This is a genomic window from Sphingopyxis solisilvae (genome assembly GCF_015475875.1).
GTDB lineage: Bacteria > Pseudomonadota > Alphaproteobacteria > Sphingomonadales > Sphingomonadaceae > Sphingopyxis > Sphingopyxis solisilvae.
Window position 1 is genome coordinate 21,179 of the sequence record NZ_JADKYM010000018.1, and the last position, 15,456, is coordinate 36,634.

11 protein-coding genes are annotated in these 15,456 nt (G+C 67.9%); 4 read left to right on the forward strand and 7 right to left on the reverse strand.

Annotated features, from left to right (window positions below):
* Positions 1-207 carry a helix-turn-helix transcriptional regulator gene (locus tag IR187_RS12635; protein WP_194954968.1) on the reverse strand — a complete coding sequence of 69 codons (207 nt, stop codon included), beginning with the start codon at positions 205-207 and terminating at the stop codon, positions 1-3.
* A gap of 159 nt (positions 208-366) precedes the next feature.
* On the opposite strand from IR187_RS12635, the gene IR187_RS12640 reads away from it, so the two are divergent.
* The 4 genes from IR187_RS12640 (at position 367) to argJ (ending at position 6,180) form a co-directional block, all read left to right on the forward strand.
* Positions 367-1,854, forward strand: coding sequence for a PQQ-dependent sugar dehydrogenase (locus IR187_RS12640; protein WP_194954969.1), 1,488 nt, complete (start codon positions 367-369; stop codon positions 1,852-1,854).
* Positions 1,855-1,910: 56 nt separating this feature from the next.
* Complete coding sequence (locus tag IR187_RS12645; protein ID WP_194954970.1) at positions 1,911-3,221, forward strand: M20/M25/M40 family metallo-hydrolase; 1,311 nt, start codon at positions 1,911-1,913, stop codon at positions 3,219-3,221.
* Positions 3,222-3,317: 96 nt separating this feature from the next.
* Complete coding sequence (locus tag IR187_RS12650; protein WP_194954971.1) at positions 3,318-4,751, forward strand: aldehyde dehydrogenase family protein; 1,434 nt, start codon at positions 3,318-3,320, stop codon at positions 4,749-4,751.
* A gap of 202 nt (positions 4,752-4,953) precedes the next feature.
* Positions 4,954-6,180, forward strand: a complete 1,227-nt coding sequence (argJ, locus tag IR187_RS12655; RefSeq protein ID WP_194954972.1) for a bifunctional glutamate N-acetyltransferase/amino-acid acetyltransferase ArgJ — start codon at positions 4,954-4,956, stop codon at positions 6,178-6,180.
* Positions 6,181-6,274: 94 nt separating this feature from the next.
* On the opposite strand, the gene trxA is transcribed toward argJ, so the two are convergent.
* From trxA to tsaE, 6 genes are all read right to left on the reverse strand, one after another.
* The gene (trxA, locus tag IR187_RS12660; RefSeq protein WP_194954973.1) at positions 6,275-6,595 is read right to left on the reverse strand and encodes a thioredoxin TrxA; all 321 of its coding nucleotides are present in this window, start codon (positions 6,593-6,595) and stop codon (positions 6,275-6,277) included.
* A 33-nt stretch (positions 6,596-6,628) separates the two neighbouring features.
* The gene (gene addA / locus IR187_RS12665; protein ID WP_194954974.1) at positions 6,629-10,129 is read right to left on the reverse strand and encodes a double-strand break repair helicase AddA; all 3,501 of its coding nucleotides are present in this window, start codon (positions 10,127-10,129) and stop codon (positions 6,629-6,631) included.
* Positions 10,126-13,098 (reverse strand): double-strand break repair protein AddB, encoded by a 2,973-nt coding sequence (gene addB / locus IR187_RS12670; RefSeq protein ID WP_194954975.1) that lies wholly within the window; start codon positions 13,096-13,098, stop codon positions 10,126-10,128. Before addB ends, addA begins: the two co-directional genes overlap by 4 nt.
* A gap of 183 nt (positions 13,099-13,281) precedes the next feature.
* Positions 13,282-14,001 carry a nucleotidyltransferase family protein gene (locus tag IR187_RS12675; protein WP_194954976.1) on the reverse strand — a complete coding sequence of 240 codons (720 nt, stop codon included), beginning with the start codon at positions 13,999-14,001 and terminating at the stop codon, positions 13,282-13,284.
* The gene (locus IR187_RS12680) at positions 14,001-14,981 is read right to left on the reverse strand and encodes an aminoglycoside phosphotransferase family protein (protein WP_407699086.1); all 981 of its coding nucleotides are present in this window, start codon (positions 14,979-14,981) and stop codon (positions 14,001-14,003) included. Before IR187_RS12680 ends, IR187_RS12675 begins: the two co-directional genes overlap by 1 nt.
* Positions 14,966-15,415: a tRNA (adenosine(37)-N6)-threonylcarbamoyltransferase complex ATPase subunit type 1 TsaE gene (gene tsaE, locus IR187_RS12685; protein ID WP_194954977.1), complete on the reverse strand. Its 450-nt coding sequence runs from the start codon at positions 15,413-15,415 to the stop codon at positions 14,966-14,968. The genes IR187_RS12680 and tsaE overlap by 16 nt, the downstream gene beginning before the upstream one ends.
* Between the last annotated feature and the right edge of the window lie 41 nt (positions 15,416-15,456).

The following is a 15,456-nucleotide window of genomic DNA, read 5'->3' on the forward strand; positions in this document are numbered from 1 at the left end:
CTACTCCTTCGCCACCCAGTGATCGATAAACAGTTCGCGTACCTCAAGCCCGAACAGCCCGGCCATGCGCAGCGCCAGCGGCAGGCTGGGGTCATATTTGTCGGTTTCGACCGCATTGATCGTCTGCCGCGACACGCCCAGGCGCCGCGCCAGCTCGCCCTGGCTCCACCCCGCCGCCTCGCGATGTTCGCGCACCCGGTTTTCCACCGCCACTCCCTTGACCTGTCAAGATTTCTTTACAGCCATTGGACAGGCCTGTCAAATACTCTTTACACCGCATCCTATGGTAAACCGACGGGGTTGCGGGGTTGCGGCACCGGTGGCAGGTTGCGCGTCGGGGGGCTGACCGCGAAAGGCTGTTCGGCCATGAAGAAGTACGTTTTCCTTGTCCTGACGTCCCTGATCCTGACCTCATGTGGCGGAGGGGGCGGGAGCGGCGGCGCCGCGCCGCCCGCCGCGAACAGCCCGCCAAGCTTCACCTCCGCGCAAACGGCGAGCGTTGTCGAAAACACGACAGCCGCTTATCAGGCGACAGCCAGCGATCCCGATGGCAACACCCTGACCTTTTCCGTCGACGGCGGCGCCGACGCGGCCCAATTCGCGATCACTGGAGCGGGCGCCCTCAGCTTCCGCACCGCGCCCGATTACGACCTGCCGGGCGATGCCGACGGCGACAATGTCTATGCGGTGGTGCTGCGGGTCAGCGACGGGCAGGCGAGCGCCACGCAAGCGGTCAACATCACCGTCACCAACAGCCGCGAGGGCATATCGGTGGTGCGTGTCGGCACCGGGTTCAGCCAGCCGCTTTACGTCGCCCCGATCCCCGGCAGCAGCAGTGTCTATGTCGTCGAAAAGGGCGGCAAGGTTTACCGATTTGATCCGGCAAACGGCAACCGCACGCTCGTGCTGGACATCACCGACATTTCAACCGACGGCGAACGCGGCCTGTTGGGATTGGCCGCTTATCCCGATCACGCCTCCTCGCAAAAATTGTTCGCGGTCGCGACTGCCGCGAACGGCGATGTCCAGGTGCGCAGCTATACGCTGGGCCTGCCGCAGTCATCCAGCACCTATCAAACGGTGCTGAGCGTACCCCATTCCGGCGCCAATAATCATAATGGCGGCTGGATCGGCTTTGGCCCCGACGGCTATATCTACGTCGGCATCGGCGACGGCGGCGGTGCGGTTGATGCGACGACCACATCACAGAACAATAATTCGCGGCTGGGCAAAATTCTGCGGTTCGCGCTCAACCCCGATCCGTTCGCCGGGGCCAGTCCGCAATATTTCATTCCCGCCCCGGGCAACCCTTTTCTGGCGGGCGGGGGTGACCCCTATGTTTTCGCGACCGGACTGCGCAATCCGTTCCGCGCGTCATTCGCAGGATCGACGCTGCTGATCGGCGATGTCGGGCAAAGCGCGATCGAGGAAGTCAATCTGGTAACCACGGCGCAGCCAGGCGCGAATTTCGGCTGGCCATTCCGCGAAGGCACCCAGAATTTTTCAGGCACCGCGCCCGCCGGATTGACGCCGCCCGTCGCCGAGTATGGCCATGGCACCGGGCCGCGCCAGGGACGGTCGGTCACCGGCGGTTATGTTTATCGCGGACCCGTGACGTCGCTGGCCGGGCAATATGTCTTCGCCGACTTCATCTCGGGCAATATCTGGTCGGTGCCGTTTTCCAGCCTGATCGCGGGGCAAACCTTGCCCTCGTCCCGTTTCGCGCGGCGCAACGAGGATTTCGCGCCCGATGCGGGGACGCTGAACTCGATCGCCTCGTTCGGCGAGGACAGCGCCGGCAATCTGTTCATCGTCAGCATCGGCGGCAGCATTTTCATGGTCCGCCCCGGCTGACCGCTTGCCGATCGCGCGGGCAACCGGCACAAGACCGCCTCGCGAAGGAGCCCGCCATGAAATCGCTGTCGTTTGCCGCCCTGCTTGCCGTCCAGCTTGCATTTACCCCCGTGGCGAGCGCGCAATTGAGCCGCGCCGAAAGCGCGATGGCCAAGACGATCGCAGCCGAACAGGAACGCTCGATCGCGCTGCTCGAACGGCTGGTCAACCAGAACAGCGGCTCGCTCAACCTGGAAGGGGTCGAAAAGGTCGGGGCGATGATGCGCGCCGAGCTCGAGCCGCTGGGCTTTACCGTGACCTGGAAACCGTTGCGCGAAACCGGACGCGCCGGTCATTTGATCGCGACGCACCGCGGCAAGCCGGACGGCAAGCGCCTGCTGCTGATCGCGCATCTCGACACGGTGTTCGAACCCGATTCGCCGTTCCAGCGCTTCGAGCGCATGGGAGACCTCGCCAAGGGACCGGGCGCGGGCGACGACAAGGGCGGCATGGTCGTCGCGCTCGCCGCGCTGCGCGCGATGCACGCCGCCGGCACGTTGAAGGACGCCAATATCGAATTTCACATGACGGGCGACGAGGAGGATGCCGGCGACCCGATCGAAATCGCGCGTGCCGACCTGATCGCGACGGGCATGCGCAGCGACGTCGCGCTGTGTTTTGAAGGGCTGATCCGCGAAAATGGCGCCGACATGAGTTCGGTCGCGCGGCGGTCTTCGGAAAGCTGGACGGTGACCGCGACCGGCAAACCCGGACACAGCTCAGGCATCTTCAGCCCCGCCGCGGGTGACGGCGCGATCTATGAGCTGGCGCGTGTAATACACCGTTTCCGCACCGAGCTGCCCGAACCCAATCTGACCTTCAACGTCGGGCTGGTCGCGGGCGGCGAGCAGACCGCGCTCGACGTAGGGAAAATCCGCGCCAGCGCCAGCGGCAAGACCAACGTCATCGCTTCGACCGCGATCGCGCGCGGCGACCTGCGCACACTGTCGGCCGAACAGGCGGAGCGGGTGAAGGCAAAAATGGCGGCGATCGTCGCCGACCATGCGCCCGGCACCTCGGCCACGCTCGCCTTCGACCCCGGCGGTTATCCGGCGATGGCGCCGACCGACGGCAATCGCGCGCTGCTCGTGCGACTCAATGCGGTGAACCGCGACCTTGGCCTGCCCGAAATGGCGGCGCTCGATCCGTTGAAGCGCGGCGCCGCGGACATCAGCTTCGTCGCGCCGTTCGTCGATTCGCTCGCGGGCCTCGGCGCGTACAGCACCGGCGACCACGGCCCCGAGGAAACGGTCGATTTGCCCAGCATCGCCCGGCAAGCGACCCGCGCCGCGATTTTGATGTCGCGGCTGACGGCGGAAAAGCGCTGAGCGCGCGGTTTTTCGGGCCGCACTGCGCTTGATTCATTCGCCACACCGCTTAGGTAGCAATACGAGACGTAATTTTACGCCGCTGGGAGACAGATGATGAGCACCGAAACGCACCTCAAGCAACATTATATCGGCGGCCGCTGGGTCGACTCGAAAGGCGGCAAACTCCACGACGTCATCAACCCGGCGACCGAGGAGCCAGCGTCGACCGTCGTGCTCGGCACCGCGGCCGACGTGGACGATGCCGTCGCCGCAGCGCGCGAGGCATTCAAGACCTTCTCGCAGACGACGCGCGAGGAACGGCTCGACCTGCTGAACCGCATTGTCGAGGAATATAAAAAGCGCGCGGGCGACCTCGCCAAATCGATGGCGGCCGAAATGGGCGCCCCGGTCAGCTTCGCGGGCACCGCGCAGGTCGGCGCGGGCATCGGCGGTTTCCTTGGCACGATCGCCGCGCTCAAGGATTTCAGCTTCACCGAACAGCATGGCGCGAACAAGGTCGTGTACGAGCCGATCGGCGTCGTCGGCATGATCACCCCGTGGAACTGGCCGCTGAACCAGATCGCGCTAAAGGTCGCCCCGGCACTCGCCGGCGGCAACTGCATGATCCTGAAACCGTCGGAGGAATGCCCCGGCAATGCGGTGATCTTTGCCGAGATCCTCGACGCCGCGGGCGTGCCGCCGGGCGTGTTCAACCTGGTGCAGGGCGACGGCCCGACCGTCGGCAACGCGATCAGCGCGCATCCCGGAATCGAAATGGTGAGCTTCACCGGATCGACCCGCGCCGGCATCCTCGTCGCCAAGGCCGCCGCCGACACGGTCAAGCGCGTCCATCAGGAACTCGGCGGCAAATCGCCGAACATCGTGCTGCCCGACGCCGACTTTGAAACGGTGCTGCCGCCGACGGTGCAGGGCGTGCTGGTCAACACCGGCCAAAGCTGTATCGCGCCGACGCGCATCCTGGTCCAAAAAGAGCGCGAGGCCGAAGCTGTCGGCGTCATCAAAGCGATGTTCGACGGCACGCAGGTCGGCGACCCGATGAGCGAGGGTGGCCATATCGGCCCCGTCGTCAACAAGGCGCAGTTCGACAAGATCCAGGGGCTGATCCAGTCGGCGATCGACGAAGGCGCGCGCCTTGAAACCGGCGGCACCGGGCTGCCGAGCAACGTCAACCGCGGCTATTATATCAAGCCGACGGTGTTCTCGGGCGTCACCCCCGACATGCGGATTGCGAAGGAAGAGGTGTTCGGCCCTGTCGCCACCGTGATGGCCTATGACACGCTCGACGAAGCGGTCGAGATCGCCAATGACACCGAATATGGCCTGTCGGCGGTCGTATCGGGCGACCCCGCCAAAGCGGCCGACATCGCGCCGAAACTGCGCGCCGGCATGGTCGCGGTCAACGCCTGGGGTCCCGGCCCGGGCGCACCCTTCGGCGGCTACAAGGCATCGGGCAACGGCCGCGAAGGCGGTTTGTTCGGGCTGAAGGACTTTATGGAAGTGAAGTCGATCAGCGGCATTCCGGGCTGATCGAAAAATCCTCCCTGCGGCGAAGCCGTGGGGAGGGGGACCGCCCGCGAAGCGGATGGTGGAGGGGCCGCGACGTTGTTGCAAAAGCCCCTCCGTCAGCGCTTCGCGCTGCCACCTCCCCATCGCTTCGCGACAGGGAGGATCAGGTTCCCCGTTTACGGGAGGGGTTTTGCTATCGGGCGATAGCGATTATGCGCCCCGCATGACCACCCGCTCCCCGCTCGCCCCGGCCGCCTTCCCCGACCTCCCGGAAATCGCCGGGGTGACGCGCCGCGTCGCGCGGGCGCAGTACAAGAATTGGGACCGCTGTGACCTGACCTATGTCGAGCTTGCACCCGGCACGACGGTCGCGGGCGTCTTCACCCGCAATGTCTGTTGCTCGTCCGAAGTCGAGCTCGGCCGCGAGCAGGTCAAAGGCGGAACGGGCCGCGCGCTGATCGTCAACGCCGGCAACAGCAACGCCTTCACCGGCTACCGCGGCCGCGAGGCGGTCGAGGCGATCATGGCACAGGTCGCCGATCACCTCGGCTGCGCGCAAAGCGAAGTTTTCGTCAGCTCGACCGGCGTCATCGGCGTACCGCTGCCCAAGGACAAGGCGCGCGCAGGGGTCGCCGCGGCCCTGACCGCTGAACCATGCTCATGGGAAGCCGCCGCCGAAACCATCTGCACCACCGACACCTTCGCCAAGGGTTCGGCCGCCAGCGCGATCGTTGGCGACAAGACCGTTCACGTCGCAGGGATCGTCAAAGGATCGGGGATGATCGCCCCCGACATGGCGACGATGCTCGGCTATATCTTCACCGACGCCGCGGTCGCGCCCGCGCTGCTGCAGGACATGCTGCGCGAGGCGACCGGCGGCAGCTTCAATTCGATCACCGTCGACAGCGATACCTCGACCAGCGACACGGTGTTACTCTTCGCCACGGGGCAGGCGGGCAACACGGCGCTCACCACGCGCAACGATCCCGGCGCCGACGCGCTCTACGCCGCGATCCGGCAGGTCGCGCTTGACCTTGCACAGCAGGTCGTCCGCGACGGCGAAGGCGCATCGAAATTCATCGAGGTTCAGGTGAGCGGCGCGGTCAGCGACGACAGCGCGAAGCGCGTCGCGCTCGCGATCGCCAATTCGCCGCTGGTCAAGACTGCGATCGCGGGCGAGGACGCGAATTGGGGCCGCGTCGTCATGGCGGTGGGCAAGGCGGGCGAACCTGCCGACCGCGACAAACTCGCGATCCGTTTCGGCGATCATTGGGTCGCGAAGGACGGCCTGCCGGTCGACGGTTATGACGAAGCGCCGGTCGCCGCGCACCTGAAAGGCCAGGACATCCGCATCGGCGCGAACCTGGGTCTCGGTGAAGGCCGCGCGACAGTGTGGACGTGCGACCTGACGCATGGGTATATCAGCATCAACGCGGATTATCGCAGCTGAGCTTGAAGAACGTCGCCCCCGCGAAGGCGGGGGCCGCTACGGCGTAGCGCAAGGTTGCCTGCGGCCCCCGCCTTCGCGGGAGCGACGCAAATTCTTACAGTGCCCCCTCCAGCCAGCCCTTGAGCGCGCTTTTCGGCGCCGCGCCGACCTTGGTGTCGGCGATCTCGCCGTTCTTGAACAGGATCATCGTCGGGATGCCGCGCACGCCATATTTGCTCGGCGCGTCGGGATGGTCGTCGATGTTCAGCTTGGCTATCACGACCTTGCCGGCGAGCTCGTCGGAAATCTCTTCGAGCGCGGGGCCGATCATCTTGCACGGGCCGCACCATTCGGCCCAGAAATCGACAAGGACGGGGGTGTCGCTGTCGAGCACGTCGGCCTGAAAGCTTGCGTCGGTGATGGCTTTGGTACCCATGATCTGAACTCCTGAAATTCTGTTGGTGCCAAGCTAGGGCGTCGGCGCGTCCGGCTCAAGGGCGGAACCCGGCAAATTCGCCTTGGTTGCCAGCAAGCCGGGCTTGTGCGCGTCAAGCAGGGCATCGCCGAGCGGAACCAACCGCGGCGCGGCGGTGTAAAGCAGCGCCGCCGCGACGCACCGCCCCGGAAAAATCACGCGCAGCGCATCGCGATACGCCGCCATCTGGCGCAGATAGGCGGGCTGAACCGCGGCGGCGTTCTCCGGCACATGCCGCCCGGTCTTGTAATCGATCACCGTCGCCGCCTCATTGGTGACCAGCAGGCGGTCGACGATCCCCGCCACAACCACGCCGTCGACCACCGCCGACAGCGGCACCTCGGCGAGCGACCCCGGCCCGAACAGCGCCGCATGGGCGGGATTGTCCAGCACGGCGAGCACCTCATCCACCATCGCCTCGCGCGTCGCCGCGTTGAATTCCGCCGCCTGCACCGCCAGCCAGCGCAGCGCCGCCGCCCGTCGCCGCTCGGGCGCCACCGGCGGCAACCGCTCGAACAGCGCATGGAGTAACAAACCCCGTGCGACCGCCACTCCGCGCTCGCCGCCTTGCGGCGGCACCGCGACATCATCCTCACCCAGCGCCGATGGCGCCAGCGGGCGTGGCGGGCGGGCTTCCTCGGGGGCCATACGGTGGAGCCATTCGGGCAAGGCCGCGGGCGAACGCGCCGCTGCCTTCGCTTTCTTCGTCTGCGGCGCCCAGCGTCCGGAGTTAACGCGGTAGACGCGGCGCCGACCCCACGCCGAACCGCCATCTTCCCAGTCGCAGCCCAACCCGTCGAGCGCGCCCGACACCGCGCTGTGCCAGCTCGTTTCGGGAACCGTGCGCTCGGCGGTCTTGGTGACGCCCGCGACGACCAATATCTCCTCGGCGCGCGTCATCGCGACGTAAAAGAGGCGCCAATGCTCCTCATCCGCTGCGGCCTTGGCTTTGGCATAGGCGTCGGCGAGCGCACCGTGGCGCTCGTCGGCGCCGATCGGATAGACGGGCAATTTTTCCCACGCCGCGACATCGACGCTGAAGGGACGATGCCCGAACGCCGCATCGTCGGTCGCGTCGGCGAGGATCACGATCGGCGCCTGCAAGCCTTTGGCGCCATGGACAGTCATCACGCGCACAACGTCGCTGCGCGCCGCAGTCTGGCGTTTGACGTCGGCAGCACTGCCCTCGATCGCCGAGAGAAAACCAAGCAGCGAGACGGTCTCCCGCGCCTCGAACGCCAGCGCCTGATTGAGCAGTTCGTCGATCGGGTCGCGGGCCTCGCGCCCCAACCGCGAGCAAAGCTTGCGCCGCCCGTCGATCGGCCCCGAGAGGATGGTTTCCAGAAAGCGGAACGGCGTCGTATAATCGGCCATCGCGAGGATCTGGCCGAGCGTCGCCATCGTCGCGGGCGGCATCGTGTCCCGATGGGCGCGCAGATGCGCCCACAATGGTGTCCGGCCGCGGCCCTGAACACGGTCGTATAGTTCCTCCTGCGTCCAGCCGACCAGCGGCGACACGAGCAGCGCGGCGAGGTTGAGATCGTCGTGCGGTTGCACCGCAAAGCGCATCGCCGCCATCAGGTCCTGGACGGCGAGTGGCTGCGTCAGCGCGAAACGGTCGACGCCCGCCACGGGCACATGCAGCGCTTGCAACCGCGCGACGATCCGCGCCGCGAGGTCGCGGCGGCGGCGGACCAGAATCATGATGTCACCCGGCACGACCGGGCGCCCGTCCCTGCCGTTGGCGATCCAGTCCTGCACTTCGGCGGCGATGGCGCGGGCAAGGCGCATGCTTGCCGGGTCGCGCGCGGGGGCAGTGGAATCGCCGGCGTCTTCGGCCGCGTCGTCGTCGCCCCCGGTCGCCCCGATCGCCTTGCCGACCGGCAGCGGCTCCCACAATTCGACCTGTCCGGCATGCGCGTCACGGAACGGGTTATGGGGCGGCTCCGTTCCTTCAAGCCCCATCAGCGCGGTGCCGCCCGCTGCCAGCCAGGCGTCGGCGACCGCGAGCACCGCCGGGGTCGAACGATAGTTGGAAACGAGATCGACCGCCTCGAAATCCTGCCCGGCGCGTTCGCCGAGTGCGTGAAACAGGCTGCGCGCGCTGGCAAATGCCTTGGGTTCGGTGCCCTGAAAGCCGAAGATCGCCTGCTTGCGGTCGCCGACGGTGAACAGGGTCCGGGTGCGCTCCATGTCCTCGCCATGCACCGCGAAAAACTCCTCGGCGAGCGACAGCACGATTCCCCATTGGCGCATGTTGGTGTCCTGCGCCTCGTCGACCAATATATGGTCGGTACGCTGGTCCAGCTTGAAACGAACCCATTCGCCAAAGCCGCTGACACGCAACAGCGAGCCCGCCAGGATAATCAGGTCGTCGAAATCGGCGAGCCCCCGATCGCGCTTGGCGAGCGCATAGGCCTCGGCAAAGCGACTGCCGAGCTTCCACCCCGCCGCCAGTTCGTCGGCTACGCGCATCGCCGTCGCGGTGCCGCGGAGCGCCGTCGCGGCGTCCACTATGCGCACCGCGCAGTCGACGCAGTCGGTCATCCGGCCCTTGTCGCCCGCAAAGTCGGCGCGAAGCTCGCCCTTGCCGGTCAGGAAACAGCCGACAAGTTCGTCCAGCATTGCCGCGCGCGCCGCCGCGTCGCCCATCATCCAGCCGACCATCACGTCCGAACAGGCAAGCCCGGTCTTCGTCCCCCATTCCGCGCCGCTCGCCGCCACCGCCTTGATATCGGCATCGGCAATCGCGCCCCCGGCAAGCTGGTCGATCATCCACGCATCGGGGTCGCCGCCGGGCAGGCCGAAGGCGCCGCGCAGGTCGTGCGCCGCGGGCGGCAACAGCGCGCCCGGCCCCCCGAATACCGACGCGCAGCGCGACAGAAAGGACAGCGCGGCATCGGGGCCGAGCCGCTGCGCCAGCATCGCGGCGGCTGCGCGCAGCGCCGCCTGCTCCTCCCCCGCCGCATCGAGCACGTCGCCAAGTATCTGCCGCTGAAGCGCGCCGGCTTCATCCTCCTCGATCGCACGAAAGCCGGGGAGCAGCTTTGCCTCCAGCGGAAAACTCGCCAGCAAGGTCTGGCAAAAGCTGTGGATTGTCTGGACGCGGATCGCGCCGCCGGGGCTGTCGATCACGATAGCGAACAAAGACCGGGCGCGGGCGATCAGCGCCGGGACCCCATGGTCGTAGCCGAGCAGATCGAGGTCGATCCCCAGCGCCTGCAGGTCGAGCCGCAATTCGCCCTCGTCCATCCGCACCCACATCGCCAGCCGCTCGTGGATACGGTGCGCCATTTCGGCGGCGCCCGCCTTGGTGAAGGTGATACACAGGATTGCCTCCGGCGACACGCCGTCGAGCAACAGGCGCAGCACGCGCGCCGACAGCACTTGCGTCTTGCCGGTCCCCGCCGAAGCGCCGAGCCAGACGTGGCGTGCGGGATCGGCCGCAGCACGCTGGCGCGGATCAAGCGCCGCGAGCGTCGCGGGGCGGGTCATGCGCCGTCCTCGCCGCGCCCGAACCATTCATCGCGGCGCATCAGCTGGTCGTAATCGCCAAAGGTCGCGTTGTCCCCCGGCACGAAGGGCGCGTCGCCGAACAGGTAGCGCGCGGCCAGCCCGGCCAGCGCATCGGCGGCATGATCGACCGCCTCCCCCGCGCATTTAAGGTCGCTGCGCGGGCCATAGGTCGACGAAATCTTCCCTGCACCGCCCGCCTTGCGGTCCGGTCGCAAGCTCCAATATTCGAGCGCGCCGATTTCCGCTGCATCCACGCCCTTCATCCCACCCTGCTGCCCGATCAGGCCGAGCAGGCCAAGCTGATTGTCGAGCCGGTCGAACGCCGCTTTGGCGGTTGGCGCCCCGCCGGTCTTGTAATCGACAATCGCGAGGCGTCCGTCGGGCAACCGGTCGATGCGGTCGGCCTTGCCGGTCAGGGTGACGCCGTCAAGCGCGATCTCTCCCCACGCTTCAGCTTTCAACGCCGTGCGTCCTTCGGCGTCAATCAATTGCCGCGCCGCCCAGCGCAGCGCCGGTTCGATGCGCGGCAGCCAAAAGGCGCGCGCAATGGCGTCGAGAGCGGGATCGCTTGCCAGTGCCGCCAGTTCGGCCTCGAACGCCTCCGCGGTCGCCCCGGCGCGTACCCACCGTTCGAACAGCGCATGGACCCGCGTTCCGCGCCAGCGCGGATCGGGCGCAGCGCTGAGCGGTGCGAGCGGCGACAGGCCGAGGATCTGGTTCGCATAATAAGCGAACGGGTCGCGCGCGAGCCGGTCAACCGCGGTCACGCTGATCCGGCGCGGGCGAGCGTCGGCAGGCGGTACGGGGCGGGGTTTGGCGGCGGGGCGAGCACTGCCGGAAGGAAGGTCGATGCGCGCCGCAAGATCGGTCAGCGGGATGCCGCCCGGCACCGGTTGGGCAAGCTCGCCCGCGAGCGCGGTCAGCCGCAGCCAGAAGCGCGACGCGACCGCCGGGTCGCCGCCGCTGCGCTGTGCGCGTGTCACAACGATATCGCCCGCACCCAGCGCGCTCGCAAAGTCATGCGCTGCCATCCCCTGCTGCCGCTCGGCGGCGGGCAGACCGACCAGGCGGCGGATGCCGGGTGCCAGCCAGGGATCGGGCTGCGTCGCTGCGGGCCAGCGCCCCTCGTCGAGCCCGCCCAAGATCATCAGGTCGGCGCGCTGCAACCGCGCCTCGAGCAGCCCCCAGATGAACAGCCGCGGATGCCCGCCATAGGGCGGCCGAACGCTCGCTTCGCCGAGCAATTGGCCGAGCATTGCGGGGAAATCTGCTGGATCGACGCGCGCCGGACCCGCGCCGCGCGCGAGCGTCCAGCGGTCGAACAGGTCGGCCAGCATCCGCCCCGCCGGCCCGGTCCACACCGCCTCGTCGGCCAGCCATTCCAGCCCGTTTTGAAGTGCGGCGAGCAGGTGGTCGGGCGCCACCGACGGGCTGGCGAAGGGAGCGAGCATGGGCGCAAGCGCCGCTGCCATGTCGTGCCACCATGGCGCCAGTTCGACCGCGAGCGCATGGCCGCGTGCGTCGGGGTCCGCGGCGAGCGCGGCGATCCGCGCCGATACCCCCGCCCAGCCGGGTGCAAGCCCCGGTTCGCGGAGCAACAGGTCGAGCCGCCGCACCGCATCGAGCCAGGCGGTTCGGTCCTCGCCCTTGCGGACGAGCGGGTGCGAAAGCAGCGCGATCAGCGCGACCGGATCGAAATCGGCCGCCAGTTCGGCAAGCAGCAGCGCGAGCGCGCCGGACGGCGTACGCCCCAGCGGCTGCCCCGCGCTGTCATCGACGGCAATCCCCCAGCGCGCGAGCGCCGCCGCGACCCGCTCGGCCAGCGCGCGGTCAGGGGTCACCAGCGCCGCGGTGCGCCCCGGCGTCTCGACCGTGTGACGCATCAGTAGCGCGATTCCCTGCGCCTCCTGCGCATCGTCGGAAAAGGTTGCGCCAGTGATCCCGGCGGTCGCGGGCTTGAGGTCCCCCGCCGCCTGCCACTGCGCGGTATAGTCGGCCGGCGCGAACAGCAACGATACGAAAGACGCGCGCGTATCGGGACCATCGAACGACGACACCGCGGCCCATTCGGCAACCTCTTCCCGCGCGACGCCCATGCGGTCGAGCAACAGCTTCAGATGATATTGCGGATGCGTTTCCAGCGGCCGCGCCGCCCGGTCGGTGCCGGGTGCGGTTGGGCCCAGCGCCTCCCACTCCGCTGCTGCCATCGCGGTGTCAACGCCCGGGAACACGACCATGCCGAGGTCCATGTCGGCGACGGTGCGCAGCAGCCTTGCGATGGCCGGCGCCGCGGTGGTGATGCCCGCCGCCACGACGAAGCGCCCCGGCGGGGTCGCCCGCCAGCCCGCCGCGACGCGGTCGAGCAGCGCGTTGCGGCGCGCCGCGCGGTCGGTGTGCCCCGTCGCCGCGAGTACGTCCGGCCAATGATCGACAAGCAGGCGCAGCCGGTCCAGCGACGCGCGCCAGTGGTCGGCAAAGGCGCCAAGATCAAGATCGACGAGCGCCGACGCCGGGACCTCCTCATAATGCAGCTGGTCTATGACACGCGCGAGGCCGCCCGCCAGTTGAAAGGCGGCGGCGCCCGTCACCCGCGGCTCGCCCTCGGGCGTGTATCGCTCGATCAGCCCGGCGAGTAGCAGGCGGCGGCGCAGCGGTTCGATCGCCGGGGGCAGCGGCGCTTCCATATCGATCGCATCGAGCGCCAGTGCGACATTCTCGTCGAGATCGGCGTCGCCGATCACCGCCAGCCGCGGCATCAGCAACCCCGCCCCGCCGGCGCGCACAAACGCCGCCTGCACCGCGCTGCGCGCGCGGTTGCTGGGCAGCAGGATCGACCCTTCGGCGAGTCCCAACGCGCCATCGGCAAAGCGGTCGATCAGGCCTGCGGCGAGGGCATCGGCGAACGCCCGCTGGACGGGGATAGAAAAGACGGTGGGGGATGTCGTCATGCGACCTGGTTATTCAAGGCTTGACGCCGATACGCAACCCGCTCCTCCCCGTCGCGAAGCCATGGGGAGGTGGCAGCGCGAAGCGCTGACGGAGGGGCAAGGACGCGACGTCGCTGCCCCTCCACCATTCGCTTCGCGAACGGTCCCCCTCCCCATCGCTGCGCGACAGGGAGGATCAAGCTGTCAAACCTCACCCAGCGCCGCTTCGGTCGGCGCGATGCGCGCCGGGGTGCCGACGTCGAACCATTGCCCCATGTGCGACAGTCCGAACAGTCGCCCCGCAGCGATCGCGCGGTCCCACAGGATGTTGGTCGAAAACGCCCCTGCAGGCGCGTCGCTCAACAGGCGCGGCGAGATCAGCTGGATGCCGGTGTACACGAACGGCGCAATCCGCCCGGGCTTGCGGCGCGACAGGAGCCCCGAAGGGTCCATATGAAAATCGCCGCGGCCGCCATGCCCGGTGGCGCTCGCCTGCCGGATCAGCAGCAGCAGCGCGTCCATCCGCGTCCCGTCCCAATGGCGCGCGAGGTGGCGGATGCTGTCCACCGGCCCGTCGGTCCAGATATTGTCGCTGTTGACGATCAGGATCGGATCGCCGGACAGCTGCGGCAGCGCCTTGACCATCCCGCCCCCGGTTTCGAGCAGCAGGTCGCGCTCGTCCGAAATGCCGATCGTGAAGCTGCGTTTTTGCGCCGCCAGATGCGCTTCGAGGGCGTCGGCGAGATAATGGACGTTGACCACGACATGCCCGATTCCCGCCGCCTCGATCCGGTCGAGGCTGTGGTCGATCAGCGCCTTGCCCGCGACGCGCACCAGCGGCTTGGGCCGTGTCGCGGTCAGGGGGCGCATGCGCTTGCCCAGCCCCGCCGCCATCACCATTGCGCTTTCGATTTTGGCTTCCATCACCACGCCGCCGCACGCTTGTCGGCGGGGATATTTTCGTCGAACCACGCCCGCACCGGTGCCAGTCCCGGATACGCCAGATCGCGTTCGAGCAGCCCCCACATCCGCGGCTGGAACTGGCGATACCCCGGCTTGCCGTCGCGTTTCCACAGCCGCACGAACACCCCCAGGATGCGCGTGTTGCGCTGCGCCGCCAGCGCCCAATAGGCGCTTTCGATATCCTGCCCGGTCGCGCCTTGGTAACGCGCCAGCATCGCCGCCTCGACCGCCGGCGTGACGTCGCGCCGCGCATCCTCGAGCACCGAAGCGAGATCATAGGCCGGGTGGCCGATCAGCGCGTCCTGAAAATCGAGCAGGCCATAGTGCGCGACCCCCGTCTTGCCCGCGACGAGCATGATATTTTCGGCGTGATAATCGCGCAGCACGGTGACGCGCGGCAGCCCGTCGTGCTCGACCGGGGTCAGTGCCGCTTCCCAAGCAGCGCGAAAGGCCTCACGGTCGACGTCGATCCCCAGCGTCGGGCAATACCAGTCGCTGAATAGCATCACCTCGTCGAGCCACTGTTCGAGCCCCAGCACCGGCAGTCCGGGCATCGGCGGCCGCGTATGAAGGTGGACGAGCAGGTCGGTCACCCCGGCGTACAAATCGACCTCGCGGTGCAGCGCCGCATCGGCCGTTTCGCGCAGCCGCACATCGCCAAAATCCTCGATCAGCAGCAGCCCCTGCGCCAGATCGCGCGCAAAAATCGTCGGCGCGGTCAGCCCCTCGCCGCACAAATATTCGGCCACCGCGATGAACGGCCGCGGATCCTCGTGCGGCGGCGGCGCGTCCATCAGTACCGCCTGCCGCGCGCCATCAACGACGCGAAAATAGCGCCGGAACGACGCATCGCCGGCAAGCGGCAAAATCTGGGCATCGCCCCAGCCATGCGCGGCAAGGAATGCCGGGGCATGGGCGGGCGGAATCATCGGAGCGGCCATCGGCTCCCCCAAGACGTCGGCACGTCGGCTGTCAAGACGCGCGCGGCGCCGCCGCCTGAAATCGTGATCGACAGCGCATCGGGCCAGCCCCGTGCCCCCAGCCGGTCGGGCCATTCGATGAGCAGCGCGCCGTCGTAGAGGTAATCGTCTAGGCCCAGCTCGATCAGCTCGTCTTGATCCTCGATCCGGTACAGGTCGACATGCGCGATCGGCAGATCGACTTCGGGCGGCGCATAGGGCTGGACGATCGCAAAGGTCGGGCTGGGCGCCTCGCCCGCCAGCCCGCGCGCCTTCAGCATCGCCCGCGCCAGCGTCGTCTTGCCTGCCCCAAGGTCGCCCGACAGCAGCACGACGTCGCCGGGGATCAGCGCTGCGCCAATCTCCGCGCCGATGCGATCGGCTTCGTCAAGATTATAGGAACGAGTGAAATTCATAAAAGGCGCCGCGCCCTTTCCAATGCAAGCGCCCATCTCCG